The following is a 26,230-nucleotide window of genomic DNA, read 5'->3' on the forward strand; positions in this document are numbered from 1 at the left end:
CCAATCGCGGCTAACAGCCGCTCCCACAGAGGGCTGGGTTGTACCTGATTGGGGTGTGTTAGATACCTATGCTTACAAGAGCAGCTCCACGCGGAAGTAAACGGGGGTTTCGCGCTCGGTGATCACGTCCGGGCGCTCCAGGGAATGGGCAAAGGTCACGCTGGCGGCCAGGTGCTGGCCGCGGGCGAAGAATTCGATGGAGTGGCTGGAGACCTGGCCGTGCTGGTCGCCGTTGTAGCGATCGCCGCGGATCACCCCGCGGTCGTAGCCCAGGCTGGCGCCGTACTCGCCGAGCACCGGCTGCAGCCAGCCAAGCGTGACCGGGCGACTCCAGCGCAGGTCGTTGCGCCAGTAGCCGCCGCTGTCGCCGGTCAAGGACTGGTCCTTATAGCCGCGCACCGACGACAGCCCGCCCAGGCTCAGGCGTTGCGGGCTGTACAGTGGATCCTCGCTGCGCTGTCCGGTGGCCAGGCTGCTGAAACTGAAATTCTCGCCCCACAGGCTGAACGGCTGCAGGTAGCTGAGGGTGAGGCTGTACTTGCGGTAGCGGGCATCGGGGTCGCCGGGCTGCTCCTGGCGATCGGCCTGGGCGTCGAAGGCACCGATGCCCTGCTGCATGCCGAGGTCGAGGTTGACGAAGGCATTGCCGATACGCCGGCCATGGTTGATGCCGAACTGGGCTTCGCTGAGGCGGTTGCTGCTGTTCTCCAGGCGGCTGTCTTCGATGTAGTTGTTCGAGCGCAGGTAGGCGATGCCGCTGTTGAGCGAGGTTTTCGACAGGCTGTCGCGATGGATCACCCGTTCGGCGCGCAACTGGTGGTTTTGCGTGTCGCCGGTCTGCTTGAAGGTGAAGTTGTTGGCCTCGGCCCGGGAGCGGTAGGCGCTCTGGCTGTACGAGTAGCTGAAGTTCCACCAGCCCCAGGGCAGGTTGTAGAAGAGCATTTCACTGTGGGACGTACGCTGGTGATCACTCACGGCGTCATGGCCGCCGCGCAGCATGAGCTGGTCCGCCAGGCCCAGCGGGCTGTCCCATTCCAGGCCATAGCCCCACTGCTGTTCGCCGGTGGCGAGCTGGCCGTCGTTGTTGCGCGAAATGCTGGCGCGCCAGGGTTTTTTCGGTGTATTGCCGACCTGCACGGTGCTGCCGCCGACGTTGCTGCCGGGCACCAGTTCCATCTTGGCCTGGTTGGACGGCAGGCGATTGAGCTGGTCGACCATCTGCTCGATATCGCGCAGGTTGAGCAGTTCGCCCACCCGCCCCGGAAAAGTCATCGCCAGTTCGCGGGGCGACACGCCGTTGCCATCCAGTCCTTCGAGGCGGCCTTCGACGACCTGGATTTCCAGATGGCGGCTGCTCAGGTCCTGTTGCGGCAGGTAGGCCCGGCTGGTGACCAGGCCACGGGCGAGGTAGTGATCGGTAATGGCCTTGAGCAAGGCATTGAGTTGCTCGACACCGATGCACTGGCCCAGCCAGGGTTTGACCAGGCTGTCGCGGTCGGTCTGGGACAGCTGGTCGGCGCCCTTGATCTCGATGGTGTCGATGGGGAAGCAGCGGCTATCTGGGGCGGCGGGGGCAGCCGGCGGCGTGGCGGACTGGCCTGGTAGATCGCGCAGCTCCTCAAGGCGGCGTTGCTGCTCCTGGAGCAGGCGGTCCTGTCGATCGCGGATCAGGTCCTGGTCGCCCGGGGTGGCGGCGAAGGACGGTAGAGTGGCGCCCAGGCTCAGGGCCAGAAGGCACAACCTCATCGCGAGGTGGTGGAAATGCATGAGCCAGAATCCTTGCCGGTATCACTATGCCATCATTGGCTGGGCGATATTAGTAAGCTGGAAAAATGGCGTCAAGTCTTGGGCATGAGTCGGTTCATTCGTCCTGGGACAAATTCGACGCAACGCTTGGAGCGGGGAAAGAGGCCCGAATCACGACTCGGTTTCAGCTTTCGCCTTACCGGTCATCAGTGCCTTTGCAGTAGTACGATAGGTTTTGTAGATCTGCTGAATTTCGGGATTATCGAGGCTTTCGTACGTAATGCCCTCTTTGTCCAGCCCATCCAGCCCTTTGATACCGCTGATGATCCCCGGCCACTCTTCCCGGCTGGAAATTTCTACCACAAACGGCTGTAGATAGCGGTCAAGATGCCCGGTCGACGGATCGCGAATTTCGCCTTGAGAACTGCGGCGTAGCCGATCGAACGCTCATTCTTCAGAAATGCGAGCGCATCCTCGATACTGGCTTCGAATGCCAAATGCTCCGACTCTTTAACCTCGATAGAATCTTTGAGCTGCAGCGCGTTCTGCAGATAACCTGCCGTCTCGAAATCTCCGAACGGGTCAAAAGTCATGCGCTGATCGGTTTCCTGGTGCGCCTCTTTTCAGCGAGATAGCGCCCTTGAAGCGCAATGATCTCAACCTTGCTTAGCACGCCTTTCCTTTTAAGGTTCACCAACAACTGCTCGACAACGTCCAGATTGACAACGTCACCAGCCAGGCGACTGATAGTCACTGCCATACCACTCACCCCGTCACGCGCTGCGGTAACGTTATGCTTTTTGGCAAGCTTTCGTACTTCAGTGGCAACACTGATATCAGAAGATCGGGTCATTTCAGGTCTCCAGTCCTGACCAAATCTTAGCATGGTGTCCATTGAGCAGACAGGCGTGCTGGAGAGGGAAGAAGGTATATGGCATAAACGAAAAAAGGCCCCGAAGGGCCTTTTTTCTTTCACTCCAGAATGACCAAAGAAATCACTCTGAAGCGCCATATTTGGAGCGGGAAACGAGACTCGAACTCGCGACCCCGACCTTGGCAAGGTCGTGCTCTACCAACTGAGCTATTCCCGCGTCGTCTTGATGGTGGGCATTGTATAGACTTGAAATATATCGTCAAGCCCTTGATTCAAAAAACTTTATTTTTTCTCGGAGCCTTCGCGCAGGTGCGGCCAGGCGGCACGAAGGTAATGCAGCATGGACCACAGGGTCAGGCCCGCCGCGATCATCAGCAAGGCATAGCCGAGCACTACCCAGGCGGTGAAGGCCGGTGGGTTGGCCAGGAGGATGACCAGCGCCAGCATCTGCGCCGCAGTCTTCCATTTGCCCAGGTTGGAAACCGCGACATGCGCCCTCGCCCCCAGCTCCGCCATCCATTCGCGCAACGCCGAGACCACGATTTCGCGGCCGATGATCACCGCCGCCGGCAGGGTCAGCCACAGGTTGGCGTGGACCTGCACCAGCAGCACCAGCGCCACGGCAACCATCAGTTTGTCCGCCACCGGGTCGAGGAAGGCGCCGAACGGCGTGCTCTGCTGCAGGCGTCGGGCCAGGTAGCCATCGAGCCAGTCGGTGGCGGCGGCGATGGCGAACACGCTGCTGGCTGCTACGTAGCTCCAGTGATACGGGAGATAGAACAGCAGAATGAAGATCGGGATGAGCAGGACACGAAGAACTGTAAGCAGATTCGGGATATTCATCAGGACAACTGGCCACAAGGTGAGCGGAGGATTCTACTCGCTATGCAGGCTGTCATAAATCGACTCGGCGAGCTTTTTGCTGATTCCCGGCGCCTTGGCGATTTCTTCCGCACTGGCACGGGACAATTCCTGCAGGCCGCCGAAATGTTTCAGCAGGTCGCGGCGGCGCTTCGGCCCGACCCCGGCGACATCTTCCAGGCTCGACGTGCGCCGCGCCTTGCCACGCCGGGCGCGGTGGCCGGTGATGGCGAAACGGTGGGCCTCGTCGCGGATCTGCTGGATCAGGTGCAATGCCGGGGAGTCGCCGCGCAAGGTGAATTCATGCTGTACATCGTTGAGGTAAAGCGTTTCGAAACCGGCCTTGCGCGTCACGCCCTTGGCCACGCCGAGCAGGGTCAGGTCGGGCACCAGCAGCGCCTGCATCACTTCCCGGGCCATGTTCAGCTGGCCCTTGCCGCCGTCCACCAGCAGCACGTCCGGCAATTTACCCTCGCCGTCCTTGATCCGCCCATAGCGCCGGGTAAGGGCCTGCTGCATGGCGGCATAGTCGTCGCCGGCGGTGACGCCTTCGATATTGAAGCGGCGGTAGTCCGATTTCAGCGGGCCTTCCGGGCCGAACACCACGCAGGAGGCCACCGTGGCTTCGCCGCTGGAGTGGCTGATGTCGTAGCACTCCAGACGCTGCGGCACCTCGGGCAGACCGAGCACCTCGGCCAGGGCCTCGAAACGCGCCGCCATATGCTGGCGGTTGGCAAGACGGGCCATCAATGCCTGCTCGGCGTTGGTCACCGCCAGTTGCTGCCAGCGGGCGCGGGTGCCACGCACCCGGTGGCTGATGCTCAATTCCCGGCCGCGCAGGGTCTCCACGGCGTCGCGCAGGGCATCGAAGTCTTCGTGCAGCACGTTGACGATCAGTTCCGCAGGCAGCTCGCGCTCGGAGTTGCCCAGGTAGTACTGGGACAGGAAGGCCGACATGACCTCGGCCACCTCCTCCTCGATGCCCACCTGGGGAAAGAAGTTCTTGCTGCCCAGCACCCGCCCGCCGCGCACGCTGATCAGGTGCACGCAGGCGCCGCCCGGGTTGACGAACGCCGCGACCACATCGACGTCGCCGCTGCCGCCCTCCATGCTTTGCTGGTCCTGGACCCGGCGCAGCAGGGCGATCTGGTCGCGCAGCTCGGCGGCCTTTTCGAACTCCAGGGACATGGCGGCCTTCTCCATGTCGGCGTTGAGCTCGTTGGTCAGTTGATGGCTGCGGCCTTCGAGGAACATCACCGAGTGGCGTACATCGTCGGCGTATTCCTGGCTGTCCACCAGGCCGACGCACGGCCCCTTGCAGCGCTTGATCTGGTATTGCAGGCACGGCCGGGTGCGGTTGGCGTAGTAGCTGTCTTCGCACTGGCGAACGTGGAAGGTCTTCTGCAACAGGCTCAGGCTCTCGCGGATCGCGCCGGCACTGGGATAGGGCCCGAAGTACCTGCCCTTCTGCTTCTTGGCACCACGGTGGATGCCCAGCCGCGGGAACTCGCCGTCGGACAGGAAAACATAGGGGTAGGATTTATCGTCACGCAGCAGGATGTTGTAGGGCGGGCGCCATTCCTTGATCAGCGTCTGTTCGAGCAGCAGCGCCTCGGTCTCGCTGGAGACGATGGTGGTCTCGACATTGGCGATATGCCCGACCAGCGCAGCGGTCTTGGGTGCCAGGCCGGTTTTGCGGAAATAGCTGGCCAGGCGTTTCTTGAGATTCTTGGCCTTGCCTACGTAAAGCAGGCGACCGCCAGCGTCGAACATCCGGTAGACACCCGGACGGCCGCTGCAGGTCGCCAGAAAAGCACTTGGATCAAACGCGGGGGTCATGTTCAGAGGTTGGCATCAACCATACCGTGGCGGACCGCCAGCAAGGTGAGTTCCACATCGCTGGTGACCGAGAGTTTTTCGAAGATGCGGTAACGGTACGTGTTCACCGTTTTCGGCGACAAGCACAGTTTGTCGGAAATGATCTGCACCTTCTGGCAACCGACGATCATCAAAGCGATCTGGATTTCCCGCTCCGACAGGCTGTCGAACGGCGATGCGTTCTTCGGCTCGAAGGATTTGAGTGCCAGTTGCTGGGCAATCTGCGGGCTGATGTAACGCTGCCCGGCAAACACCAGGCGAATGGCCTGGACCATCTCCTCCAGCCCCGCGCCCTTGGTCAGGTAACCGGCGGCGCCGGCCTGGAGCAGGCGGGTGGGGAACGGATCGTCTTCACAGACGGTGACCGCTACCACCTTGATGTCGGGGTGACTGCGCAACAGCTTGCGGGTGGCTTCGAGGCCACCGATTCCGGGCATTTTCACGTCCATCAGGACCACGTCCGGCTTCAGTTCGCGGGTCTTCTTCAGCGCTTCTTCGCCGGAGTCGGCTTCGCCCACCACCTGCAGACCGTCGATGTCGGCCAGCATGCGGGTTATACCGGTACGTACCAGATCGTGATCATCGACCACCAGAACCCTAATCAAGCAGACACCTCGCCTTACGGTCTGAATTGGATCCGGCCACCTTATCAAAAAATCGCAGGGGGGACCTAACAGATTGCGTCACGAATATGACGTCAGATTTCATTTTTTCGACGCTCCGGTTTCGCTCTGTCGTATCAAGCCGATGCCACTTTGCCTACAGGCGACACGGCATTGCCCGCCAAGCTCTCCAGGAGATGTCTTACAGCCTGCTGATCCGCCGGTTGCAAGCGCCGGTAGCAGTCGAGCAGATGGTTTTCGCCGGGGCGAAGATCGTCGAGGGTTGCCGGCGTCGGCACGCCGCTGAGCACATAGAGGGCGTCCACCCCGCGTGCCGCGACCGCTGCGAGATAGTCCGCACGCGGGGTGCGCTCGCCACTTTCATATTTGCCCTGGGCGTTGGGCTCGACCCCGCCGATGTCGCCAAATGCCCGCTGGGTGAGGCCGAGGCGTTCACGTTCTTCCCTGAGACGTAGTCCAATACCCTTCATACGAATACATAATCCTTTGCAAAACACCCGATAGCGGGTAGGAAACCCGGTACATCCACTGCACCGTCAACAAGCGTGAACTATGCCTGCGCGGCGAAGTCCTGCACAAGCCATCCTACGCCTTTCGAAGGGTGTCAGCGGACGCTGCGCTGCATGCGGATGAAGCATTCCTCGGTGCCTTCTTCGCAAAATCCTTCACGCAGATAAAGCTGACGGGCCGGATTGGTTTTGAATACGGTCAAACGCAGCCACGACAACCGCCGCTGCGCCGCCCAGGCGTTCAATTCGCGCAATACCCAGGTGCCTGTGCCCCGACCGTGGCACTCCCGGGCGATATGCAGTTCGCGGATATACAACGCACGCATGTCCTGGCTGAGGCTGCAAAAGCCCAGGCGCCGTTCGTCGTCCATGACCAGCCACTGCTCGCGCCAGCCCCAGGCCTGGTCGAAGGCCTCTTCCTGCCACAGCAGGTCGAATTCGCAGTAGTAGCGCAGCATGCCGCGCCGGGTCAGGTCACGGGCAAAGGGCAGGTCGAGGTCGCCGGCCCGGCGCAGTTGCAGGGTCATGGCGCGCGCTGCCCGTTCGATGCTGCAAGGACCTGTCGCCAACGGATCATGAGCCCCCCCTCCATCACTGAAATCAATGGAGCTTACACCCGCTTTCATTGACTGGCGTCAGCTCGATCAGTGCCTATGCTAGTACGCTGCCCTGGTACAGGCAGGAGCCTGAAAATGTCGCCCCCGGACCCGTTCATGACTACCCAGACCAGCGCCGCCACTCCCTCGGCCGTGCTCGCTACACCCTCCGCCGGCTCCCGCGCGAGCCGAACCCCCGCCGTGGTTTTCTGCAGCCTGCTGATCGGCGCCCTGCTCTACACCGCCTGGAGCCTGCTGCGCGATATCGACGCCAGCGGCACGGTAATCACCACCTGGACCCCCTTCCTGTTGCTCGGCCTGGCGCTGCTGATCGCCCTGGGCTTCGAATTCGTCAATGGTTTCCACGACACCGCCAATGCAGTGGCCACGGTGATCTACACCAATTCCCTGCCGGCGCGCTTCGCCGTGGTCTGGTCGGGGTTGTGGAATTTTCTTGGTGTGCTGTTTTCCAGCGGCGCGGTGGCCTTCGGCATCATCGCCCTGCTGCCGGTGGAACTGATTCTCCAGGTTGGCTCCTCGGCCGGCTTCGCCATGGTCTTCGCCCTGTTGCTGGCGGCGATCATCTGGAACCTCGGCACCTGGTGGCTGGGCCTGCCGGCGTCTTCCTCGCACACCCTGATCGGTTCGATCATCGGCGTCGGCGTGGCCAATGCGCTGATGCACGGGCGCGACGGCACCTCCGGAGTCGATTGGGCCCAGGCCGGCAAGGTCGGCTATGCCCTGCTGTTTTCGCCGATCCTCGGTTTCGCCTGCGCCGCCGTGCTGTTGCTGGGCCTGCGCAAGCTGGTGAAGAACCGCGCCCTGTACGAAGCGCCAAAGGGCGACCAGCCCCCACCGCTGTGGATCCGCAGCCTGCTGATCATCACCTGCACCGGCGTGTCCTTCGCCCACGGTTCCAACGACGGACAGAAAGGCATGGGCCTGATCATGCTGATCCTGGTCGGCACCCTGCCCATGGCCTACGCGTTGAACCGGACCATGCCGGAGGAGCAATCGCAGCAGTTCGTCGTGGTCGCCGAGGACACGCGCCAGGCACTTTCGGGCTACATCACCGAGCCCCTGCTCAACGCGAAACCACGCGAGGTCCTGACCCAGTTCATCCGCACTCCGCAAGCCAGCCCCCTGCTGGTTCCGGCGCTCGCCGCGCTGGCCGGGGACATTGGTCACCAGGTGGACAGCTATGGCATTGCCGGCATTCCCGCCGAGGCGGTGAGCAACGTGCGCAACGACATGTACCTGACCAGCGAGGCGATCCGCCTGATGGACAAGCACGGGCTGCTGGAGGTGGACACCGCCACGCGCCAGACCGTGCAGCAGTTCAAGGGGGCGATCGACGATGCCACGCGTTTCATTCCGCTCTGGGTCAAGGTGGCCGTGGCCCTGGCCCTTGGCCTGGGCACCATGGTCGGCTGGAAGCGCATCGTGGTGACCGTCGGCGAGAAGATCGGCAAGACCCACCTGACCTACGCCCAGGGCGCCTCGGCGGAACTGGTGGCCATGTGCACCATAGGCGCGGCGGACCATTTCGGCCTGCCGGTGTCCACCACCCACGTGCTGTCTTCAGGGGTGGCCGGAACCATGGTCGCCAACGGCTCCGGGGTGCAGGGCAGGACCATCCGCAACCTGGCGATGGCCTGGATCCTTACCCTGCCGATGTCGATCCTGCTGTCCGCCACCTTGTACTGGCTGCTGACCCGCTTTATCTGATCAGGCGCTGTTGCTGCGCAGTTCACCGATCTTCTCCAGCCGCGCGCGGACGATATTGCGGCTAATGTTCAGCAAGCGTCCGGTCTGCAACTGGTTGCCGTGGCAGAAACGGTAGGCGGTGCGGAACACGGTCTCCTCGATATGCTCGTAGAGGTCGGGGATGTTCTGTTCGAACAGCGCCGTCAGCGCCGCTTCCAGATCCGGCGGTGCGGCCGGCAGGCGTTGCGGCAGGGCATGCTCCTCGTGGCGCACCCCGGTCGGACGCATGTCCACCAGGTGCAGGTCACCCGGCTGCACCCGTTGCTGGCGGCACACCAGCAAGGCGTGGTGGATGGCGTTTTCCAGTTCACGGATGTTCCCCGGCCAGCTGTGGGACAGCAGCTTGCGTTCGCTTTCCGGGCTGAGGCTGGCGCGGTTGTAGCCCAGGCGCTGGCAGTGTTCCTCAAGGAAGAATTCGGCCAGGGGCAGGATATCCCCCGGGCGCTCGCGCAGTGGCGGCAGGCGGATGGTCGCCACGTGCAGGCGGTAGAACAGGTCCTCGCGGAAATTCCCCGCCACCACTGCGTCGGCCAGGTTGACGTTGGTGGCGGCAACCAGGCGCACATTGATCGGGATCGGCGTGCGCGAGCCCAGGCGCACCACCTCGCGCTCCTGCAACACCCGCAGCAACTTGACCTGCATGTTCAACGGCAGGTCGCCGATCTCGTCGAGGAACAGCGTGCCGCCGTTGGCCGCCTCGAACCAGCCGGCCTTGGCATTGGTCGCCCCGGTGAAGGCGCCCTTCTCGTGGCCGAACAGCTCGCTTTCCACCAGGGTTTCGGCAAAGGCGCCACAGTTCACCGCCACGAACGGCTCGCGGCCACGACGGCTGAGTTGATGGATATGCCGCGCCACCAGTTCCTTGCCGGTCCCGGTCTCGCCGATGATCAGCGTATTGGCTTCGCTGGGCGCCAGGCGCTCGATGCGGCTGAGCAGTTCCTGGGAACGCGGGTCCTTGAACACCAGGACGGTAGCGCGAACGGTTTTGCTCAACTCGCGGGCATTGGGATGGGTAATCAGCGACATAGAAGGCATTCCTGGCATGGGTGGCGCGCCTTCATAGTGCACGAAACAAATTAGAACAAATAATTATTAATTTGCATTTGTATATTCCCAAAAGAATCAAGCGGATGGATTGCTGCTCCAGCAGCAATCAGCCAGCACCGAGGTGCTCCCTGGTCAGCACAGCGACCGCCACCGGCGTCCGGCCGCCCGGCGCAAAGCTGCGCCAGGCAAGGCCTGCGGGGCTTTCCCGGATAACTGGCATGGCTTTCGCTCAAGGGTGAGGGTATCGACCGTCGTCTCGCTCAAGGACCCTTCATGAAACTGCCCCACGCCCTCACCATCGGCCTCAGCCTGCTGACCCTGTCACTGACTGCCCTGGCCGCCGAAACCTACGCACCCAAGCCCGATCCGCTGCAAGGCGACGGCCGGGTCTCGGCGTTCTACACCTTCGACAAGGCGATCCCCGCCACACCGGGCAAACTGCTGCGCAGCGAACCCCTGGAGCAGACCCTCAGCCTGCCCGGCGCCGCCTCGCAACTGCGCATCCTCTACAGCTCCACCGACGGTATCGACGGCAAGACGCCGATCGCCGTTTCCGGCGCGCTGTTCATCCCCCACGGCAAGGCGCCGGAAGGTGGCTGGCCGGTGGTGACCTGGGGCCATGGCACGGTTGGCGTGGCGGACATCTGCGCGCCGTCCTGGTCGGGGCGCTCCTATCGTGACGTGCAGTACCTGGCGCGCTGGCTGAACGAGGGCTATGCCATCGTCGCCACCGACTACCAGGGCCTCGGCGTCCCCGGCGGCCATCCGCTGCTGAACAACCGCATGGCCGCCTACGGCATTCTCGACGCCGCCAGGGCGGTGATCGCCGGCGTCCCGGGCCTGGCCAACAAGGTGCTGGTGCTCGGCCAGTCCCAGGGTGGCGCCGGCGCCTTCGCCGCGGCCGCCTATGCGCCGACCTACGCGCCGGACCTGGGCTTGAAGGGCAGCGTCGGCACCGGGGTGATCTACACCGTCGGCAGCAAGAACGTCGGCGAGCAGGACCCGAACAAGGTCGATGCCGCCCTCGCCTACGGTTTCTACACCCTGCTTGCGGCGCAGCAGTACAACCCGAAGATCGACCCGCGCGACTACTACACCGACAAGGCCCTGCCGCTGTTCGAACAGGCCCGCACCAGTTGCCTGGCACAACTGACCGCCGACGTGATCGGCACCGGCCTGACCCCGGCCAATACGCGCAAGGCCAATGACGGCGAGCAACTGAAGGCCTGGCAGGCGCAGGTCAGCTACCCGACCCTGAAGCTGGCACAACCGATCTTCATCGGCACCGGCGCCGAGGACAAGACCCCCGCCGCCTCGACCCAGGTCGCCCTGATGCAGGACGCCTGCAAGGCCGGCTCGGTGGTCGAGGGCCATCTGTACAAGGGGCTGGGCCATAGCGAGACGGTCAATGCCTCGCTCAAGGACTCGCTGCCGTTCGCCCGCAAGGTCTTCGCCGGCGAAACCGTCGCCCCGGTCTGCAACCCCAGCGTGCAATAAGGACAGCGCCCCATGAGTATCGAATTCTTCACCCGCCTGCCCTTGCACGGCGAAACCCAGTTCCTCCCGGGCGACCCGCGCAACCGCGGCGACTGGCACCCCGGCGGCGACAGCACCGGCGCGGTATCGGGCTTTCGCGTCGGTGACCACTTCACCTACATCGACTACCTGGGGCAGATCGCCAAGGCCGCGGAGATCAACGGCTTCGGCGGCGTGCTGATGGTCAACGCGCCCTATGGCGAAGAGCCCTGGACCGTCTGCTCGCTGCTGGCCCGGGAAACCCGCACGCTGAACTACGTGGCAGCCTTCCAGCCGTACCACTACACCCCGTGGGTCGCGGTGCAGCAGGCCGCCACCTACCAGCGGGCCACCGGCAACCGGCTGATCTGGAACATCATCAACGGTGGCTCTGATGCGGTGCAGCGCCAGGTCGGGGATTTCTTCGAGCATGACGAGCGCTACGAGCGCGCCACCGAGTTCATGGACGTGGTGCGCGGCTACTGGAACTCGGAGAACTTCCATTACGACGGGCGCTTCTTCAAGGCTGGCGGCGGCGGATTGCGCGGCCCGCAGAAAAAGGCCGAACTGCCGCTGATCTGCACCGCCGGGTCATCGATCCCGGCGCGGGAGTTCGCCGCCAAGCATGCCGACTTCTACCTGATGCGTGCCGAGCATCCGGACAGGATCCGTGAACTGATCGCCGATATCCGCGAGCGGGCATTGAAATACGGGCGCAGCGATATCCGCTTCGGGCTGTCCATCGATGTGATCACCCGCGAGACCGAGGAACAGGCTCATGCCGAGGCCAAGCGCTTCTTCGACGAAGGCGTGGCGAAGAACACCATCAAGGCCGCGGCGGCCCATGCCGGGCTGCGCACCGCGCGCAAGCTCAGTTATGAGGAAGAATACGGCGACCGCGAGCAAAGCAAGCGCTTCGACGACTTCTTCATCTACCCGAACGTCTGGGCGGGCTTCGGCTACATCGGCATTCCGCCGGGGCTGGCGCTGGTGGGGAGCTATGAAAACGTGGTGGCGCGGATCCGCGAGTACAACGAACTGGGGATCGATGTGTTCTTCCTGGCGGGGTATCCGCATCTGGAGGAGGCTTATCGGTTGGGGGAGCATATCCTTCCGCATTTCCGCGGGGAGCGGGAGGCGTTGAAGCGGGCTGCTTTGCCTGGGCTTAAAGTGGCTGGCTGATAGCTCTTCATTGCTCTTTCGGGCCTCATCGCCGGCAACGCCGGCTCCCACAGGTATTGGGTACACCGCTGAACTCTGTGGGAGCCGGCGTTGCCGGCGATAGGGCCAGAGAGAACACCCTAGCGCAACCCGCCCTGCCGCAACCGGTACTCCCCCGGCGTCACCTGCGCATACCTCATGAAGAACCGGCTGAAATACGCCGGATCCTTGAACCCCAGGCTGTAGCAGATCTCGTTCGCCGAGCTTCCGGTGAACAGCAGCAGCCGCCTGGCCTCCTGCATCACCCTTTCCAGCACCAGGCGCTTGGACGGCAGGTCGGCGATTCGCCGGCAGACATCGTTCAGCCGCGCCTCGGTCACCCCGATGCCTTCGGCATAGCGCGACAGCGGCCAGTGCTCCAGGTAATGCGCCTCGATCAGCTCATTGAAGCGATGGAAGATGTGCAAGTCCTCATGCCGCGTGGTCCGCGCCGGCAGTGACCTGGCACACAGGCGCAGCAGGCTGGTCATCAGCAGCCGGGTCAGGCTGTGCAGCGCCGCCTCCCTGCCCGCCTCGGTTCCTTCCACTTCCCCATGCAACAGGTCGAACAGCACTTCCAGGCGCTGCGCTTCGACCGCGAACTTTCCTTCCAGGCCACTCAAGGCCACGCAGGCCGGCGCCACCTGGGCTCCCGGCGCCAGGCCGGGGTCGGCTTCAAGCAACTGCCACACCAGTTGCTGGCGCACCGTCAGCACATGCCCGTCGGCATCCGCCTCGGTGACGAACGAGTGTGGAATGGTCGGCGGCGTCAGAAAGAACATCGGCCCGGACTCGACGTATTGCTGGTCGTCCAGGTAGACCCGCACCGTCCCCGACTTGACGTAGTGCACCTGGAAAAACCGGTCATGGCGGTGCACCGGCATGTTGCGCCCGAAAAACCCGGCCAGGTTGCCGAGCTTGTCGTAATGCACTTCCGAGTCGCTGTAGCGCTGGTCGTAGACCTGGCCGATGTTGATGTTGGGGATCGGCGTGCGATCGCTCATGACTGCCCTCACCTCTTGCCGCTTTCTTGTTCTGCCCGCCAGCTTACCCCTGCGCCCGGCGATCGGCAGCTTGCATTTCGTTAACATCTTAATTATAACGTTAACACATTAACAATTACCCACGTGGGGCACCCCGTGTCGTCCCGCCCACTGCCAGGAGAAGAGCATGAGCCGTGCCCTGCATGACGTTGCCACCGGCACCCTGTTCGGCGTTGCGCTGAACTACAAGGGGCTGCTGGAACAGCGTCTCGCCGAATTCGAACAGGCGCCGTACCAGAAGCCACCGGTCAAGCCGGTGCTGTTCATCAAGACCCCCAACACCCGCAATGGCCACGGCCAGCCGGTGGTCTATCCCAAGGGCGTCGAGCGCCTGCAGGCCGGCCCCGCCCTGGGTGTGGTGATCGGCAAGCGCGCCACCCGGGTCAGCGCCGAACAGGCCCTGGACCACGTTGCCGGCTTCACCATCGTCAACGAATTCAGCCTGCCGGAAGAGAGCTACTACCGCCCGGCGGTCAAGGCCAAGTGCCGTGACGGTTTCTGCGTGATCGGCCCGGAGCTGGTGCCGGTGACACAGATCGCCGACCCGCATGCCCTGGACATCCGCCTGTTCATCAACGGCGAAGTCCGCCAGCAGAACAGCACCGCCAACCTGGTGCGCGGCATTGCGCAACTGATCGCCGAAATCACCGAGTTCATGACCCTGCATGAAGGCGACGTGCTGATCACCGGCACCCCGGAAGGCCGTGTCGATGTGCAGCCGGGCGACCAGGTCGAAATCGAAATCACCGGGCTGGGGCGCCTGGCCAATCCCATCGTCGCCGAACAGGAGGCCCACTGATGAAACACGCTCGTATCCGTTTCCAGGGTGAAGTCCATGCGGTGACCGTGGAAGCCGACAACGCCGTGCGCCTGGCCGATGGCAGGCTGCTCGGCGAAGACCAGGTCGAGTGGTTGCCGCCTGCCAACGGCAGCATGTTCGCCCTCGGCCTGAACTACGCCGACCACGCCGCCGAACTGGCCTTCGCCCCGCCAACCGAGCCGCTGGCGTTCGTCAAGTCGCCCGGCACCTACACCGGCCACAACCAGGTCACCTGGCGCCCGGACAACATCAAGTACATGCACTACGAGTGCGAGCTGGTGGCGGTGATCGGCAAGCCGGCGCGCAACGTCAAGCGCGAGGACGCCCTGGAGTACCTGGCCGGCTACACGGTCTGCAACGACTACGCCATCCGCGACTACCTGGAGAACTACTACCGGCCCAACCTGCGGGTGAAGAACCGCGACTGCACCACCCCGGTCGGCCCGTGGATCGTCGACGTGGCCGACGTGCCGGACCCGTCCACCCTGACCCTGCGCACCTGGATCAACGGTGAGCTGAAACAGGAAGGCACGACCCGCGACATGATCTTCGACATCCCCTACCTGATCGAATACCTGTCCAGCTTCATGACCCTGCAACCCGGCGACATGATCGCCACCGGCACCCCGGAAGGCCTGGCCGACGTGGTGCCGGGCGATGAAGTGGTGGTGGAAGTGGAAGGTGTCGGCCGCCTGGTCAACCGCATCGTCAGCGAAGCCGAGTTCTTCGCCCAATACAAAAAAGAGGCATGAGCAGCATGATCAAGCACTGGATCAACGGCCGCGAGGTCGAGAGCAAGGACACCTTCGTCAACTACAACCCGGCCACCGGCGAAGCCATCGGTGAGGTCGCCAGCGGCGGTGCCGAGGAAGTTGCCCAGGCCGTCGCGGCGGCCAAGGAAGCCTTCCCGAAATGGGCCAACACCCCGGCCAAGGAACGCGCGCGGCTGATGCGCAAGCTGGGTGAACTGATCGACCAGAACGTACCGCAACTGGCCGAACTGGAAACCCTGGACACCGGCCTGCCGATCCACCAGACCAAAAACGTGCTGATCCCGCGCGCCTCGCACAACTTCGATTTCTTCGCCGAAGTCTGCACGCGCATGGACGGCCACACCTACCCGGTCGACGACCAGATGCTCAACTACACCCTGTACCAGCCGGTCGGTGTGTGTGGCCTGGTGTCGCCGTGGAACGTGCCGTTCATGACCGCCACCTGGAAGACCGCGCCGTGCCTGGCCCTGGGCAACACCGCGGTGCTGAAGATGAGCGAACTGTCGCCGCTGACCGCCAACGAACTGGGCCGCCTGGCCGTGGAAGCCGGCATTCCCAATGGCGTGCTCAACGTGATCCAGGGTTACGGCGCCACCGCCGGCGACGCCCTGGTGCGCCACCCGGACGTGCGCGCGATCTCCTTCACCGGCGGTACCGCCACCGGCAGGAAGATCATGCAGACCGCCGGCCTGAAGAAGTACTCCATGGAACTGGGCGGCAAGTCGCCGGTGCTGATCTTCGAGGATGCCGACCTGGAGCGGGCACTGGACGCCGCGCTGTTCACCATCTTCTCGCTCAACGGCGAGCGCTGCACCGCCGGTAGCCGGATCTTCATCCAGGAAAGCGTGTACCCGCAGTTCGTCGCCGAGTTCGCGGCGCGCGCCAAGCGACTGATCGTGGGCGATCCGACCGATCCGAAGACCCAGGTCGGCTCGATGATCACCCAGGCGCACTACGACAAGGTCACCGGCTACATCCGCATCGGCATCGAGGAAGGCGCCACCCTGCTCGCCGGTGGCCTGGAGCGCCCGGCCAACCTGCCGGCGCACCTCGCCAAGGGCCAGTTCATCCAGCCGACCGTGTTCGCCGACGTGAACAACCGGATGCGCATCGCCCAGGAAGAAATCTTCGGCCCGGTGGTCTGCCTGATCCCGTTCAAGGACGAGGCCGAAGCGCTGCAACTGGCCAACGACACCGAGTACGGCCTGGCCTCGTACATCTGGACCCAGGACATCGGCAAGGCCCACCGCCTTGCCCGTGGCATCGAGGCCGGCATGGTGTTCATCAACAGCCAGAACGTCCGCGACCTGCGCCAGCCGTTCGGCGGCGTGAAAGGCTCGGGTACCGGTCGCGAAGGCGGCCAGTACAGCTTCGAGGTGTTCGCCGAGATCAAGAACGTGTGCATCTCGATGGGCAGCCACCACATTCCGCGTTGGGGTGTGTAAGCCCGCCTAGATCCAGGGTGTACACCGAACCTGTGGGAGCGGGTTCACCCGCGATTGCGGTGGTGGCTTCACTACCGCAATCGCGGCGGCTCGGCGTTCCGATAAACCCGCTCCCACAGGGGTCCGCGTAACGAACAAGAAACCAGGAGTTCCACCATGGGCGAAGTCGTCCTGGCAGCCAAGGTCTGCCACGTCCCCTCGATGTACCTGTCGGAGTTGCCCGGCAAGCACCACGGCTGTCGTGAAGCGGCCATCGCCGGGCACAAGGAAATCGGCCGCCGCGCCCGCGAACTGGGCGCCGATACCGCCGTGGTGTTCGATGTGCACTGGCTGGTCAACAGCGCCTACCACATCAACTGCGGCGAGCATTTCAAAGGCGTCTACACCAGCAACGAACTGCCGCATTTCATCAAGGACATGGCCTTCGAGTATCCCGGCTGTCCTGAACTGGGCGAACTGATCGCCGCCGAGGCCAACGCCGCCGGTGTGCGTACCCAGGCCCACAATATCCCGAGCCTGGAGCTGGAATACGGCACCCTGGTGCCGATGCGCTACATGCATATGGGCGTGCCGGAGGAAGAACGCCTGAAGGTGGTGTCCATCGCCGCCTGGTGCGCCTGGCACCGTCTGGAGGACAGCCTGGCCTTCGGCGCCGCCGTGCGCCGGGCCATCGACAAGAGCGACCGCAAGGTCCTGGTGCTGGCCTCCGGCTCCCTCTCCCACCGTTTCTCCGACGACCGCAACGCCGAAGCCAACATCCACAACTGGACCCGCGAATTCGACAAGCAGGTCGACCTGCGCGTGGTGGAACTGTGGAAGCAGGGTCGCTTCAAGGAGTTCTGCGCGATGCTCCCCGACTACGCCACGGCCTGCTACGGCGAAGGCGGCATGCACGACACCGCGATGCTCCTCGGCCTGCTCGGCGGCGCCGATTACGACAAGCCGGTGGAGGTCCTGACCGAGGCCTTCGGCAGCTCCGGCACCGGGCAGATCAACGCCATCTTCCCGCTCTGATTCCAAGGAGGCCCCATGCCCCATTTCATCGCTGAAATCACCGACAACATCGAAGCCCAGGCCGACCTGCCCGGCCTGTTCGAGAAGGTCCATGCCACCCTCGGCGCCAGCGGCGTGTTTCCCCTGGGCGGCATCCGCAGCCGCGCGGTGCGCCTGGACACCTGGCGCATGGCCGACGGCAAGCACGACTACGCCTTCGTCCATATGACCCTGAAGGTCGGCCACGGCCGCGACCTGGAAACCCGCACGAAAGTCGCCGAGCAGCTCTTTGCCGTGATCACCGAGCACTTCGCCGCCCTGCAGGCCGAGCGCTTGCTGGCCCTGTCGTTCGAGATGAGCGAACTGCACCCGCAACTCAACTTCAAGCAAAACAACGTCCACGCGTTTCTCGACAACCAGGCGGGTTGACCTCCCCGCCTGAAAATCCCATGGCCACTCTGACAAAAAGTACAAGATCATGAGCACAGCCAATACCGCAGATAGCGTCACCCTTGCCCGTCAGGATTCGACCCATTCCACCGTGACCTGGCGGCTGATGCCGCTGTTGCTGGTGTGTTACCTGTTCGCCCACCTCGACCGCATCAACATCGGCTTCGCCAAGATGCAGATGAGCACCGACCTGCACTTCAGCGACACCGTGTACGGCTTCGGCGCCGGACTGTTCTTCATTGCCTATGCGCTGTTCGGCGTGCCGAGCAACATTGCCCTGGATCGCTTCGGCCCGCGGCGCTGGATCGCCACGCTGATGGTGGTCTGGGGCGCGCTTTCGACCAGCATGCTGCTGGTACAGACGCCCACCGGCTTCTATGTGCTGCGCTTCCTCCTGGGCGTGGCCGAGGCCGGGTTTTTCCCGGGTATCCTGGTCTATCTCAACCGGTGGTATCCGGCCCGGCGCCGCGCCGGGATCACCGCGCTGTTCGCCATCGCCGTGCCCATGGCCGGGGTGATCGGCGGGCCGCTGTCGGGTGGCATCCTCGAGCTGTTCCAAGACGCCGCCGGCCTGCGCGGCTGGCAGTGGATGTTCCTGATCGAGGGTGCGCCGGTCATCCTGCTCGGCATGGTCGTCCTCAAGTGCCTGCCGGACAGCTTCGCCAGTGTCGACTGGTTGAGCGCCGAGCAAAAACAAAGCCTGCGCGACGAGCTGGACAAGGAAGAGCAACGCAAGTCGATCACTTCCTTCAGCGGCATCCTCGGCGACGCCCGGGTCTGGCTGCTGGTGGCGGTGTACTGCGCGGTCATGCTGGCGGTGAACACTCTGGCCTTCTGGATGCCGACCCTGATCCACGCCGCCGGCATCGGCAGCGACGGCCGTGTCGGCCTGCTCAGCGCCGTGCCGTACCTGGCCGGCTGCTGCTTCATGATCGCCTGCGGGCGCTCCTCGGACCGCCGCCGCGAAAGACGCTGGCACCTGTGCGTACCGCTGCTGATGTCCGCCGTCGGCATCGCCGTGGCCGGCATATCACCACAGAACCCGACCCTGGTGATGAGCGGCCTGATCGTCGCCGGCATGGGCGCCAGCGCGGCCCTGCCGATGTTCTGGCAATTGCCCCCGGCCTTCCTGGCCAACACCACCCAGGCCGCCGGCATCGCCCTGATCAGCTCGTTCGGCAGCATCGCTTCGTTCGCCGCGCCCTACCTGATCGGCTGGATGCGCGACACCACCCACAGCGCCAGCCTTGCCCTGTACGTGCTGGCCTTCTTCATCACCCTTGGCGGCCTGCTGGTGCTGCGCACCCACGCCGCCACCGTCAACCCTCAGTAAGAGACTCGATCATGCTCGACCACAGCCAGATCCTCAGCGCCGCGGCCCAACTGGACCGGGCCGAACGCAACCGCGAACAGGTGCGCCAGTTTTCCCTGGAGCACCCCGGCATCACCATCGAGGACGCCTATGCCATCCAGCGCGCCTGGGTGGCGCAGAAGATCAAGGACGGGCGCAAGCTGGTCGGCCACAAGATCGGCCTGACCTCTCGCGCCATGCAGGTTTCTTCCAACATCACCGAACCGGACTACGGCGCGCTGCTGGACGACATGCTGTTCGAGGAAGGCAGCGACATCCCGTTCGAGCGCTTCATCGTGCCGCGCGTGGAAGTGGAGCTGGCGTTCATCCTCGGCAAGCCGCTGAAGGGGCCGAATGTCACGGTGTTCGATGTGCTCGACGCCACCGAGTGGGTGATTCCGGCCCTGGAAATCATCGACGCGCGCATCCAGCAGGTCGATCCGCAGACCCAGGTCACCCGCAAGGTCTTCGACACCATCTCCGACAACGCGGCCAACGCCGGCGTGGTCATGGGCGGACGCCCGGTGCGGCCGACCGATATCGACCTGCGCAAGGTCCCCGCAGTGCTTTACCGCAACGGCGTGATCGAGGAATCCGGGGTTTCCGCCGCCGTGCTCAACCACCCGGCCAAGGGCGTGGCGTGGCTGGCCAACAAGCTGGCGCCGTACGACGTCACCCTGGAGGCCGGGCAGATCATCCTCGGCGGCTCCTTCACCCGCCCGGTGGCGGCGCGCCCGGGCGATACCTTCCATGTCGACTACGACATGCTCGGCTCCATCGCCTGCCGTTTCGTCTGATCAGGAGGTCTCCATGGACATGCCCATCAACCGCTTCAAGCAGCGCCTGCAGCAGGACCAGGCGCAGATCGGCCTGTGGCTCGGCCTGGCCGACGCCTACTGCGCGGAGCTGGCGGCCAACGCCGGTTTCGACTGGCTGCTGATCGACGGCGAGCACGCGCCGAACGACCTGCGCGGCATGCTCGCGCAACTGCAGGCGGTGGCGCCCTATGCCAGCGAGGCGATCATCCGCCCGGTGATCGGCGACACCGCGCTGATCAAGCAGATCCTCGATATCGGCGCGCAGACCTTGCTGGTGCCGATGGTCGACAGTGCCGAGCAGGCGCGGCAACTGGTGCGTGCCATGCATTACCCGCCCAGGGGCGTGCGTGGCGTGGGTAGCGCGCTGGCGCGGGCGTCGCGCTGGAACAGCATTCCCGGGTACCTCGATCACGCCGATGCGCAGATGTGCCTGCTGGTGCAGATCGAGAACCTGGAGGCGCTGGCTAACCTGGACGAGATCGTGGCCGTGGAAGGAGTCGATGGCGTGTTCATAGGGCCGGCGGACTTGAGTGCGTCCATGGGCCATCGCGGCAATCCGGGGCACCCGCAGGTTCAGGCGGCGATCGAGGACGCCATCCTGCGGATCACCAAGGCCGGCAAGGCGGCGGGGATCCTCAGCGCCGACGAGAAACTGGCCCGGCGCTATATCGAACTGGGGGCCAGGTTCGTCGCGGTGGGGGTGGATACCACGGTGCTGATGCGCGGGTTGCAGGGCTTGGCGGCGAAGTTCAAGGAAGGCCAGGTGGTACAGCCAACCTCCGGCGGCGTCTATTAGTCAGTCATCGCTGGCAAGCCAGCTCCCACAGGTCCATGAGCTGGACTCGATACCTGTGGGAGCCGGCGTTGCCGGCGATGAGGCCGGTGCAGTCACCGCCGCACCTGCTTCAGTTCATCCAGCAGCCCCAGCAGCTGCTTCAGCTTCTCCTCCCCGAACTGCCCCTGCAACGCCTGGTAGTTGGCCTCCATGCACTGGCTCATCGAGGCAAAGCACTGCTCGCCTTTCTCCGCCAGCTCCACCAGCACCCGCCGCTGGTCAGTCTCGGCCTTGCGCCGTTTCACCAGTCCCGCCGCCTCCATGCGCACCAGCACGCCGGTCATGCTCGGCTTGAGGATGCAGGCCTGGTCGGCCAGCCGGTAGATCTCCATCTCGCCCTGCTGGCGCAGGATACGGATCACCCGCCACTGCTGTTCGGTCAGGCCGTGTTCGTTGAGGGAGGGACGGAAAAAGCGCATCGCGGCTTCGCGGGCTTGCAACAAGGTCAGGGTCAGGGACTGGCGAGGACGGCTGGACATGAAGTGGTAAGGGGCTCAGATTGATCTTGTTAACACTTTAACAAAAAGTCCGGCCGCTAACAGTGCGTGGCATCACCGATCAAATGCACCGGCACGGAGGGGCAAGACAGCATCCCCTGCAACGGCGTTAATGACAGCCTTTCTTCCCTCCTTAAAGGAAACCTGCCATGACCCTGCACGCCGCCAAACACGACATCCAGCTCAGCGAACTCGACGCCTGGGGCACCGTTGCCGACCTGGGTTCGGAGATTCTCGAAGGTGAAGTCCGCGCCTTCGGCAAGATGACCTTCGGCGCACCGACCGACGCCATCAGCAGTGCCTATTTCGGCACTACCCAAGGCAGGTTCCGCATGGTCTACCCGTTCAATGAACAGGCCGTGGTGGTAACGGGCGCGGTGCGCCTGACCGACGAAAGCACCGGGCAGGTCACCGAGTACAAGGTGGGTGACAGCTGGTTCGTGACCAAGGGCACGCCGGTGCTGTGGGAAATCCTGAGCGAGAGCTTCGTGAAGCACTACTTCGCGGTGGCCTGAGTTTCTTTATAAACCTTGAGGGCTTGCCAGCGATGAAGCCCTCAAGATCTACACCGCAGCCCGAAGCGAAGCCGCAAAGATCGTCCACATCGCCCGCAACCGCCGCTCGTACGCCGCCTGCCCGGCATAGATCAGCTCGACGATCAGGCTGTCGACCACCCCGAGATAGGCATCCACGAACAGCTCTCGCCTGCCCCCGTCCAGTTGCGGGAACTGGCGTTCCAGCGCCTTGCCGAAGACCTCGCCCATCCGCGCCAGATAGCCCTCGAAACCCGAGGAGACCAAGGGCCGCAGGTCCGCCGGCGGAAAGAACGCCGCCCGCAGCAGGAAGCGCAAATGCGCCGACGCCAGGAAGCGCTCGGACAACTGCTGCGCATACAGCGCCCCCGGCAAGCCGTCATCGGCGGCAAAACAGCCTTCCACATAGAGCCGCTCGGCCTCGATGGCCCGCTCGAACACCGCTTCGAACAGGTCCACCTTGCCGCTGAAATGGGCATACAACGACGGTTTACGCATACCCACTGCCACGGCGATATCGTTGAGCGAGGCGGCGTCGTAGCCGGATTCGGCGAACTGCTCGACAGCTACCAGGCAAATCTTCTCCGCCGAAGGCGACAGCACTCTCATTGCATAACTTCCTTGATCAAACGGGCGAATATTCCACGACCTAGCGACCGATAGGTAGTCACCTCGGGCCAGCCTGGTGCGATCCGCCCAGGCTCAGGTCAACCCATGTTCGACTGTCGCTTCAGCTCAGGACCAGGCCCGCCAGGCTACTGCTGCGGAAGTCCTTGGGTGATTGCTCGAACTGTTTCTTGAACGAACGGCTGAAGTGCGCCGAATCGGTGAAGCCCCACTTGTAAGCGATGGTGGTGATCGATTCGGTCTTGTGGATCGGGTTGGCGAGGTCGTCGGCGCTGCGTTGCAGGCGTGCACGCTGGATATAGCGGCAGACGCTGTCGCCCTGCTCTTCGAACAGGCGATACAGGTGGCGTACCGATATGTTCAGGCGGCTGGCCAGGCTGACCGGGGTCAGGCCGGGCTGACCAAGGGACTCATCGATGACCTTCTGCACATAGCTGCGCAAATCGGCGCCTTGCAAGGCGGCAGGCGCACGGCTGTCGTGGTCGCTGCCTTCGAGGGCCGAGCCCAGCAGCGACAGGAAGGCGCTGTGCAGCGCGTCGCCTTCGGCTTGTTCGCCATCCTGGGTGCCGCTCTCCTTGCACAACTGGTCCATCAGCAGGTGCAGCATGCGCCCGCAGGCCTTGCTCTGGGAGATCTTGCCGAAGATCCGCTGGTCACTGCCCAGCTGGCGGCAGACTTCATCGCGGGACAGGCCGAGGGACGCGTGTTCGATCAGGCCGAAGGGCGTGATTTCGCAGGCGCCCACCGAGTCCATCAGCAGCATCTCGCCGGGAGCCAGTTGCAGGCTGGTGCCGTTCTGGGTGATCTGGGAAAAACCGGTGCGCTGGCTGACCAGGAAGCAATGCCGGTCGTTGTCGCGATCGGCCTTGAGACCGTTACGGCGGATTACCCCGGCGTTGGTGCGCAGGTTGGCCATGCCCAGGCCACCCCGCGACCAGGTGGAAATCTCGCCGATGAACAGCGAGCGGTTGAACGCAAGTTCGGTTTCGAAATACCCGCACGTTGCCTGCATTGCCGCGTTCCAGCGATCCAGGGCCGAGCCGGTAGCCTGATGGATACTCATGACGTACCTCCACAGTGGCATCTTGTTTTTGTCGGGCAATAGTTAACATGTTATCTATATGCACGCAACAATTCTGTAAGCACCTGTGTGGAAGCATATTGAGTGCCAACCTTTCGGTAGGTTGGTTTACACCGAGCCTGTGGGATCTCGGTCAGGCCTGGGTCAGCAGTCTCTTGAAACCAATCAACGCAGTCAGCAACAGCTCCCTCTGCTGCGAATCAACGCGGATATACCGCCGAAACGCCGGCATCCGGTTGACCACTTCACTACCGCCCATATGCTCCAGGACCACCGTCCACTGCCCTTCGGCGCGCTCCAGGCGCAGGCGTTTGAAATCCAGTGGCATCAGCGCCTGGTACAGCGTCCGGTCCTGCTCCAGGCGCTGGCGCAGGGTCTCCATCAACCCCGCCTCACCGCCCTTCTGCTTCCAGCCCAGACCGCTGCGACGAATCGCGCCAGTGTGGTGCAATTCCAGAGTCGCACTGCCCGCGGATGCGGCACTGCATTGCAAACGGAACTCGCAGACCACGATGTGCATGAGCAGCTGCGATTCGGTGCGCTCGCGCACCTCGAACGCCACCGCGTCCGCCAGGCTGAAACAGGCCCGGCCGGGCTCCAGTACCTGGCACCCGGCCAGGCCGAGATTGCGTCGCAAATGCTCCAGAGTCACCCCCGGGCGATAGCCCGAGGGTGCACGGTCAAACAGTTTTTGCCAGAGGTTCGGCGTAGTGGCTGCCATGATGGACTCCAGGTTCGTTGGCAAACTCCTTCGCCAGGACGTCCTCGACCGAGGCTGGCTTGAACGGATTGACCCGCTGCACCACCAGCGTCCAGAACAGCGCATAGGCCGCGGTGCCCCCGAGCATCCAGGCAAACGGCACATAGACGTCCGCAGGATTCATGCCCGGCGGGGTGATGAACCACATGCCCAGGACAATACCGACGCTCGACAGGATCTGCGGCAGCGGGAACAGCGGCGAGCGGTAGGCACGCGGCAGGTCCGGGCGGCGGATGCGCAGGATCACCACCGACAGGGTCACCAGCAGGTACGCGGTGCTCCAGGCGCAGACCGCCGCCAGCACCAGGTGCATGATGTTGTCGGTGTTGCCGCCCAGGTACAGGGCGTGCAGGCAGGGAATCAGCATCGCCACCAGGATGCACAGCAGCGGGGTCTTGAAACGCGGGTGCAAGTAGGTGAAGACCCTGGGCAGCGCGCCGTCCACGGCCATGCCATAGAGGATGCGCGGCACGCCGGCCATCAGGGTATTGATGGTCGCGGCCCCGGCGAACAGGAAGCCGATGCCCAGCCACAGCGGGCCGATGTCACCCATCACCTGCTCGGCGAATTTCGGAATGGCCATCGGCGTGTCGAGAAGATGCACGCCGGAAGCAGCGTCGAGCACCACGTTCTCCACCTGGCGCTTCATGGCTGCGCCGTAGATGAACATGCAACTGGCCACGCCCAGCAGGCCGAGGGCCATGGCCCGCGGCATGGTCCGCGCCGAGCGGCGCAGGTCCGGGGCCAGCGGGGTGACGAACTCGCAGCCGACGAACATGAACATCGCCATGCCCACCAGGGACAGCACGGTGACCAGGTCAGTCCCGACCATGGACTCGCCGAACCAGCCATCCAGTTGCACCGCCGGCGCGGCGACCAGGCCAAGCACGCCGAACACCATCAGGGTGGTCCACATGCCGAAGGTGAGGATGATTTCCGCCTTGCCGAAGGCGCTGACGCCGAAGGCATTGAGGATCGCGAAGACCACCACGAAGCCCACCCCCAGCAGCCAGGAGCCGCCGGCGGACTCGGCCAGGGTGTTGAGGTGTTCGAAGTTCACCAGGGCCATGACCCCGGCGAGGATGGTCTCGGCGGTACCGGCGAAGATATGCACGATCAGGTACGCCGAGAGGGTACCGGTAATCGCGAAGAAACGGCCCATGCCGCAGTTGATGTAGTCGTAGACCGAGCCGGTGGTCGGCAGGATCGCCGCGGCTTCGGCGAAGGTGGTCGATTGCGCCAGCATCAACAGCACCGCGATCAGCATCGCCATGGCGAAGGCACTGCCGCCGATGCCGAAGCCCATGGTCGCGGTCAGGATGACAGGGCTGGCCATGATCAGGCCGATGGTGCTGGCCAGGGCGGTGGGAAACCCGATCGTGCCCCGGTTCAGGTGCGCGCTGAGCGTGTCGTTGAGCGACATGGTGAAGACCTCAAGTGCCGTTGTTATGGTTGTGCGCCACTCTGCGCCGCACTCCATTGCACGTCTTGCCCCAGGCTGCCGGGGGTTTTGTTGCTGGCTGCCAGGCCTTGAGAGGGAGGTTGTCGGTCAGGGCCTCATCGCCGGCAACGCCGGCTCCCACAGGTA

General features: G+C 63.9%; 26 protein-coding genes, 1 tRNA gene and 1 pseudogene. 12 read left to right on the plus strand and 16 right to left on the minus strand.

The window, feature by feature from the left end; genetic code table 11:
• Window positions 1–72: 72 nt before the first annotated feature.
• The 9 genes and pseudogenes from ACKLLE_RS15555 to ACKLLE_RS15595 all read right to left on the minus strand — a co-directional run bounded on the left by ACKLLE_RS15555 (window position 73) and on the right by ACKLLE_RS15595 (window position 7,018).
• Complete coding sequence (locus ACKLLE_RS15555) at window positions 73–1,767, minus strand: ShlB/FhaC/HecB family hemolysin secretion/activation protein (RefSeq protein ID WP_420058451.1); 1,695 nt, start codon at window positions 1,765–1,767, stop codon at window positions 73–75.
• Window positions 1,768–1,917: 150 nt separating this feature from the next.
• Window positions 1,918–2,339: pseudogene (locus ACKLLE_RS15560) on the minus strand (hypothetical protein).
• Window positions 2,336–2,599, minus strand: a complete 264-nt coding sequence (locus tag ACKLLE_RS15565; RefSeq protein ID WP_064302947.1) for a hypothetical protein — start codon at window positions 2,597–2,599, stop codon at window positions 2,336–2,338. The pseudogene ACKLLE_RS15560 and the gene ACKLLE_RS15565 overlap by 4 nt, the downstream one beginning before the upstream one ends.
• A gap of 162 nt (window positions 2,600–2,761) precedes the next feature.
• Window positions 2,762–2,837: transfer RNA gene (locus ACKLLE_RS15570), tRNA-Gly, on the minus strand.
• Between the two features lie 65 nt (window positions 2,838–2,902).
• A complete protein-coding gene (gene pgsA, locus ACKLLE_RS15575) occupies window positions 2,903–3,463 on the minus strand; it encodes a CDP-diacylglycerol--glycerol-3-phosphate 3-phosphatidyltransferase (RefSeq protein ID WP_009394220.1) in 561 nt (186 codons plus the stop codon).
• 33 nt (window positions 3,464–3,496) lie between these two features.
• Complete coding sequence (uvrC, locus tag ACKLLE_RS15580; protein WP_420058452.1) at window positions 3,497–5,320, minus strand: excinuclease ABC subunit UvrC; 1,824 nt, start codon at window positions 5,318–5,320, stop codon at window positions 3,497–3,499.
• Between the two features lie 2 nt (window positions 5,321–5,322).
• The gene (gacA, locus tag ACKLLE_RS15585) at window positions 5,323–5,964 is read right to left on the minus strand and encodes a response regulator transcription factor GacA (protein ID WP_009394222.1); all 642 of its coding nucleotides are present in this window, start codon (window positions 5,962–5,964) and stop codon (window positions 5,323–5,325) included.
• A 134-nt stretch (window positions 5,965–6,098) separates the two neighbouring features.
• On the minus strand, window positions 6,099–6,452 hold the full coding sequence (locus ACKLLE_RS15590; protein WP_009394223.1) for a helix-turn-helix domain-containing protein: 354 nt from the start codon (window positions 6,450–6,452) through the stop codon (window positions 6,099–6,101).
• 134 nt (window positions 6,453–6,586) lie between these two features.
• Window positions 6,587–7,018, minus strand: coding sequence for a GNAT family N-acetyltransferase (locus tag ACKLLE_RS15595; RefSeq protein WP_420058453.1), 432 nt, complete (start codon window positions 7,016–7,018; stop codon window positions 6,587–6,589).
• Window positions 7,019–7,204: 186 nt separating this feature from the next.
• Between ACKLLE_RS15595 and ACKLLE_RS15600 the strand changes: the two genes are divergently transcribed.
• Window positions 7,205–8,815: an inorganic phosphate transporter gene (locus ACKLLE_RS15600; protein WP_420058471.1), complete on the plus strand. Its 1,611-nt coding sequence runs from the start codon at window positions 7,205–7,207 to the stop codon at window positions 8,813–8,815.
• Here ACKLLE_RS15600 and ACKLLE_RS15605 read toward each other — a convergent pair whose 3' ends face one another.
• Window positions 8,816–9,880 (minus strand): sigma-54 interaction domain-containing protein, encoded by a 1,065-nt coding sequence (locus ACKLLE_RS15605; RefSeq protein WP_420058454.1) that lies wholly within the window; start codon window positions 9,878–9,880, stop codon window positions 8,816–8,818.
• Window positions 9,881–10,174: 294 nt separating this feature from the next.
• On the opposite strand from ACKLLE_RS15605, the gene ACKLLE_RS15610 reads away from it, so the two are divergent.
• Both ACKLLE_RS15610 and ACKLLE_RS15615 read left to right on the plus strand, forming a co-directional pair.
• Complete coding sequence (locus ACKLLE_RS15610; RefSeq protein ID WP_420058455.1) at window positions 10,175–11,398, plus strand: lipase family protein; 1,224 nt, start codon at window positions 10,175–10,177, stop codon at window positions 11,396–11,398.
• Window positions 11,399–11,410: 12 nt separating this feature from the next.
• The gene (locus ACKLLE_RS15615) at window positions 11,411–12,598 is read left to right on the plus strand and encodes an LLM class flavin-dependent oxidoreductase (protein ID WP_420058457.1); all 1,188 of its coding nucleotides are present in this window, start codon (window positions 11,411–11,413) and stop codon (window positions 12,596–12,598) included.
• Window positions 12,599–12,717: 119 nt separating this feature from the next.
• Here the strand turns inward: ACKLLE_RS15615 and hpaA are convergent, their stop codons facing one another.
• The gene (hpaA, locus tag ACKLLE_RS15620) at window positions 12,718–13,620 is read right to left on the minus strand and encodes a 4-hydroxyphenylacetate catabolism regulatory protein HpaA (protein WP_009394229.1); all 903 of its coding nucleotides are present in this window, start codon (window positions 13,618–13,620) and stop codon (window positions 12,718–12,720) included.
• 166 nt (window positions 13,621–13,786) lie between these two features.
• Between hpaA and ACKLLE_RS15625 the strand changes: the two genes are divergently transcribed.
• The 8 genes from ACKLLE_RS15625 (at window position 13,787) to hpaI (ending at window position 21,105) form a co-directional block, all read left to right on the plus strand.
• A complete protein-coding gene (locus ACKLLE_RS15625) occupies window positions 13,787–14,458 on the plus strand; it encodes a fumarylacetoacetate hydrolase family protein (protein ID WP_064304450.1) in 672 nt (223 codons plus the stop codon).
• Complete coding sequence (locus tag ACKLLE_RS15630; RefSeq protein WP_420058458.1) at window positions 14,458–15,231, plus strand: fumarylacetoacetate hydrolase family protein; 774 nt, start codon at window positions 14,458–14,460, stop codon at window positions 15,229–15,231. Before ACKLLE_RS15625 ends, ACKLLE_RS15630 begins: the two co-directional genes overlap by 1 nt.
• Before the next feature lie 5 nt (window positions 15,232–15,236).
• Window positions 15,237–16,697: a 5-carboxymethyl-2-hydroxymuconate semialdehyde dehydrogenase gene (gene hpaE / locus ACKLLE_RS15635; RefSeq protein WP_420058472.1), complete on the plus strand. Its 1,461-nt coding sequence runs from the start codon at window positions 15,237–15,239 to the stop codon at window positions 16,695–16,697.
• Between the two features lie 156 nt (window positions 16,698–16,853).
• Window positions 16,854–17,711, plus strand: coding sequence for a 3,4-dihydroxyphenylacetate 2,3-dioxygenase (gene hpaD, locus ACKLLE_RS15640; protein ID WP_420058459.1), 858 nt, complete (start codon window positions 16,854–16,856; stop codon window positions 17,709–17,711).
• Between the two features lie 15 nt (window positions 17,712–17,726).
• Window positions 17,727–18,119, plus strand: a complete 393-nt coding sequence (locus ACKLLE_RS15645) for a tautomerase family protein (protein WP_420058460.1) — start codon at window positions 17,727–17,729, stop codon at window positions 18,117–18,119.
• A 49-nt stretch (window positions 18,120–18,168) separates the two neighbouring features.
• Window positions 18,169–19,473, plus strand: coding sequence for an MFS transporter (locus ACKLLE_RS15650; RefSeq protein WP_420058461.1), 1,305 nt, complete (start codon window positions 18,169–18,171; stop codon window positions 19,471–19,473).
• Window positions 19,474–19,484: 11 nt separating this feature from the next.
• Window positions 19,485–20,288, plus strand: a complete 804-nt coding sequence (hpaH, locus tag ACKLLE_RS15655; RefSeq protein ID WP_009394236.1) for a 2-oxo-hept-4-ene-1,7-dioate hydratase — start codon at window positions 19,485–19,487, stop codon at window positions 20,286–20,288.
• A 13-nt stretch (window positions 20,289–20,301) separates the two neighbouring features.
• On the plus strand, window positions 20,302–21,105 hold the full coding sequence (gene hpaI / locus ACKLLE_RS15660) for a 4-hydroxy-2-oxoheptanedioate aldolase (RefSeq protein WP_420058462.1): 804 nt from the start codon (window positions 20,302–20,304) through the stop codon (window positions 21,103–21,105).
• Window positions 21,106–21,197: 92 nt separating this feature from the next.
• Here hpaI and hpaR read toward each other — a convergent pair whose 3' ends face one another.
• Window positions 21,198–21,623 carry a homoprotocatechuate degradation operon regulator HpaR gene (gene hpaR / locus ACKLLE_RS15665; protein WP_009394239.1) on the minus strand — a complete coding sequence of 142 codons (426 nt, stop codon included), beginning with the start codon at window positions 21,621–21,623 and terminating at the stop codon, window positions 21,198–21,200.
• Window positions 21,624–21,790: 167 nt separating this feature from the next.
• Between hpaR and ACKLLE_RS15670 the strand changes: the two genes are divergently transcribed.
• Window positions 21,791–22,156, plus strand: a complete 366-nt coding sequence (locus ACKLLE_RS15670) for a cupin domain-containing protein (protein WP_009394240.1) — start codon at window positions 21,791–21,793, stop codon at window positions 22,154–22,156.
• A gap of 48 nt (window positions 22,157–22,204) precedes the next feature.
• Here ACKLLE_RS15670 and ACKLLE_RS15675 read toward each other — a convergent pair whose 3' ends face one another.
• From ACKLLE_RS15675 to ACKLLE_RS15690, 4 genes are all read right to left on the minus strand, one after another.
• A complete protein-coding gene (locus ACKLLE_RS15675) occupies window positions 22,205–22,783 on the minus strand; it encodes a TetR/AcrR family transcriptional regulator (protein ID WP_064304455.1) in 579 nt (192 codons plus the stop codon).
• 121 nt (window positions 22,784–22,904) lie between these two features.
• A complete protein-coding gene (feaR, locus tag ACKLLE_RS15680) occupies window positions 22,905–23,864 on the minus strand; it encodes a transcriptional regulator FeaR (protein ID WP_064304456.1) in 960 nt (319 codons plus the stop codon).
• Between the two features lie 151 nt (window positions 23,865–24,015).
• Window positions 24,016–24,603 (minus strand): DUF3156 family protein, encoded by a 588-nt coding sequence (locus ACKLLE_RS15685; RefSeq protein ID WP_420058463.1) that lies wholly within the window; start codon window positions 24,601–24,603, stop codon window positions 24,016–24,018.
• The gene (locus ACKLLE_RS15690) at window positions 24,563–26,065 is read right to left on the minus strand and encodes an APC family permease (protein ID WP_420058465.1); all 1,503 of its coding nucleotides are present in this window, start codon (window positions 26,063–26,065) and stop codon (window positions 24,563–24,565) included. Before ACKLLE_RS15690 ends, ACKLLE_RS15685 begins: the two co-directional genes overlap by 41 nt.
• Window positions 26,066–26,230 lie beyond the last annotated feature (165 nt).

This window comes from Pseudomonas bharatica (assembly GCF_048586865.1).
Taxonomy (GTDB): Bacteria; Pseudomonadota; Gammaproteobacteria; order Pseudomonadales; family Pseudomonadaceae; genus Aquipseudomonas; species Aquipseudomonas bharatica.

What these genes read in the sequence shown, in the direction of transcription:
- ACKLLE_RS15555 (WP_420058451.1), bottom strand. Translation starts at nt 1,767, where the DNA reads ATGCATTTCCACCACCTCGCGATGAGGTTGTGCCTTCTGGCCCTGAGC.
- ACKLLE_RS15565 (WP_064302947.1), bottom strand. Translation starts at nt 2,599, where the DNA reads ATGACCCGATCTTCTGATATCAGTGTTGCCACTGAAGTACGAAAGCTT.
- pgsA (WP_009394220.1), bottom strand. Translation starts at nt 3,463, where the DNA reads ATGAATATCCCGAATCTGCTTACAGTTCTTCGTGTCCTGCTCATCCCG.
- uvrC (WP_420058452.1), bottom strand. Translation starts at nt 5,320, where the DNA reads ATGACCCCCGCGTTTGATCCAAGTGCTTTTCTGGCGACCTGCAGCGGC.
- ACKLLE_RS15590 (WP_009394223.1), bottom strand. Translation starts at nt 6,452, where the DNA reads ATGAAGGGTATTGGACTACGTCTCAGGGAAGAACGTGAACGCCTCGGC.
- ACKLLE_RS15595 (WP_420058453.1), bottom strand. Translation starts at nt 7,018, where the DNA reads ATGACCCTGCAACTGCGCCGGGCCGGCGACCTCGACCTGCCCTTTGCC.
- ACKLLE_RS15600 (WP_420058471.1), top strand. Translation starts at nt 7,205, where the DNA reads ATGACTACCCAGACCAGCGCCGCCACTCCCTCGGCCGTGCTCGCTACA.
- ACKLLE_RS15605 (WP_420058454.1), bottom strand. Translation starts at nt 9,880, where the DNA reads ATGTCGCTGATTACCCATCCCAATGCCCGCGAGTTGAGCAAAACCGTT.
- ACKLLE_RS15610 (WP_420058455.1), top strand. Translation starts at nt 10,175, where the DNA reads ATGAAACTGCCCCACGCCCTCACCATCGGCCTCAGCCTGCTGACCCTG.
- ACKLLE_RS15615 (WP_420058457.1), top strand. Translation starts at nt 11,411, where the DNA reads ATGAGTATCGAATTCTTCACCCGCCTGCCCTTGCACGGCGAAACCCAG.
- hpaA (WP_009394229.1), bottom strand. Translation starts at nt 13,620, where the DNA reads ATGAGCGATCGCACGCCGATCCCCAACATCAACATCGGCCAGGTCTAC.
- ACKLLE_RS15625 (WP_064304450.1), top strand. Translation starts at nt 13,787, where the DNA reads ATGAGCCGTGCCCTGCATGACGTTGCCACCGGCACCCTGTTCGGCGTT.
- ACKLLE_RS15630 (WP_420058458.1), top strand. Translation starts at nt 14,458, where the DNA reads ATGAAACACGCTCGTATCCGTTTCCAGGGTGAAGTCCATGCGGTGACC.
- hpaE (WP_420058472.1), top strand. Translation starts at nt 15,237, where the DNA reads ATGATCAAGCACTGGATCAACGGCCGCGAGGTCGAGAGCAAGGACACC.
- hpaD (WP_420058459.1), top strand. Translation starts at nt 16,854, where the DNA reads ATGGGCGAAGTCGTCCTGGCAGCCAAGGTCTGCCACGTCCCCTCGATG.
- ACKLLE_RS15645 (WP_420058460.1), top strand. Translation starts at nt 17,727, where the DNA reads ATGCCCCATTTCATCGCTGAAATCACCGACAACATCGAAGCCCAGGCC.
- ACKLLE_RS15650 (WP_420058461.1), top strand. Translation starts at nt 18,169, where the DNA reads ATGAGCACAGCCAATACCGCAGATAGCGTCACCCTTGCCCGTCAGGAT.
- hpaH (WP_009394236.1), top strand. Translation starts at nt 19,485, where the DNA reads ATGCTCGACCACAGCCAGATCCTCAGCGCCGCGGCCCAACTGGACCGG.
- hpaI (WP_420058462.1), top strand. Translation starts at nt 20,302, where the DNA reads ATGGACATGCCCATCAACCGCTTCAAGCAGCGCCTGCAGCAGGACCAG.
- hpaR (WP_009394239.1), bottom strand. Translation starts at nt 21,623, where the DNA reads ATGTCCAGCCGTCCTCGCCAGTCCCTGACCCTGACCTTGTTGCAAGCC.
- ACKLLE_RS15670 (WP_009394240.1), top strand. Translation starts at nt 21,791, where the DNA reads ATGACCCTGCACGCCGCCAAACACGACATCCAGCTCAGCGAACTCGAC.
- ACKLLE_RS15675 (WP_064304455.1), bottom strand. Translation starts at nt 22,783, where the DNA reads ATGAGAGTGCTGTCGCCTTCGGCGGAGAAGATTTGCCTGGTAGCTGTC.
- feaR (WP_064304456.1), bottom strand. Translation starts at nt 23,864, where the DNA reads ATGAGTATCCATCAGGCTACCGGCTCGGCCCTGGATCGCTGGAACGCG.
- ACKLLE_RS15685 (WP_420058463.1), bottom strand. Translation starts at nt 24,603, where the DNA reads ATGGCAGCCACTACGCCGAACCTCTGGCAAAAACTGTTTGACCGTGCA.
- ACKLLE_RS15690 (WP_420058465.1), bottom strand. Translation starts at nt 26,065, where the DNA reads ATGTCGCTCAACGACACGCTCAGCGCGCACCTGAACCGGGGCACGATC.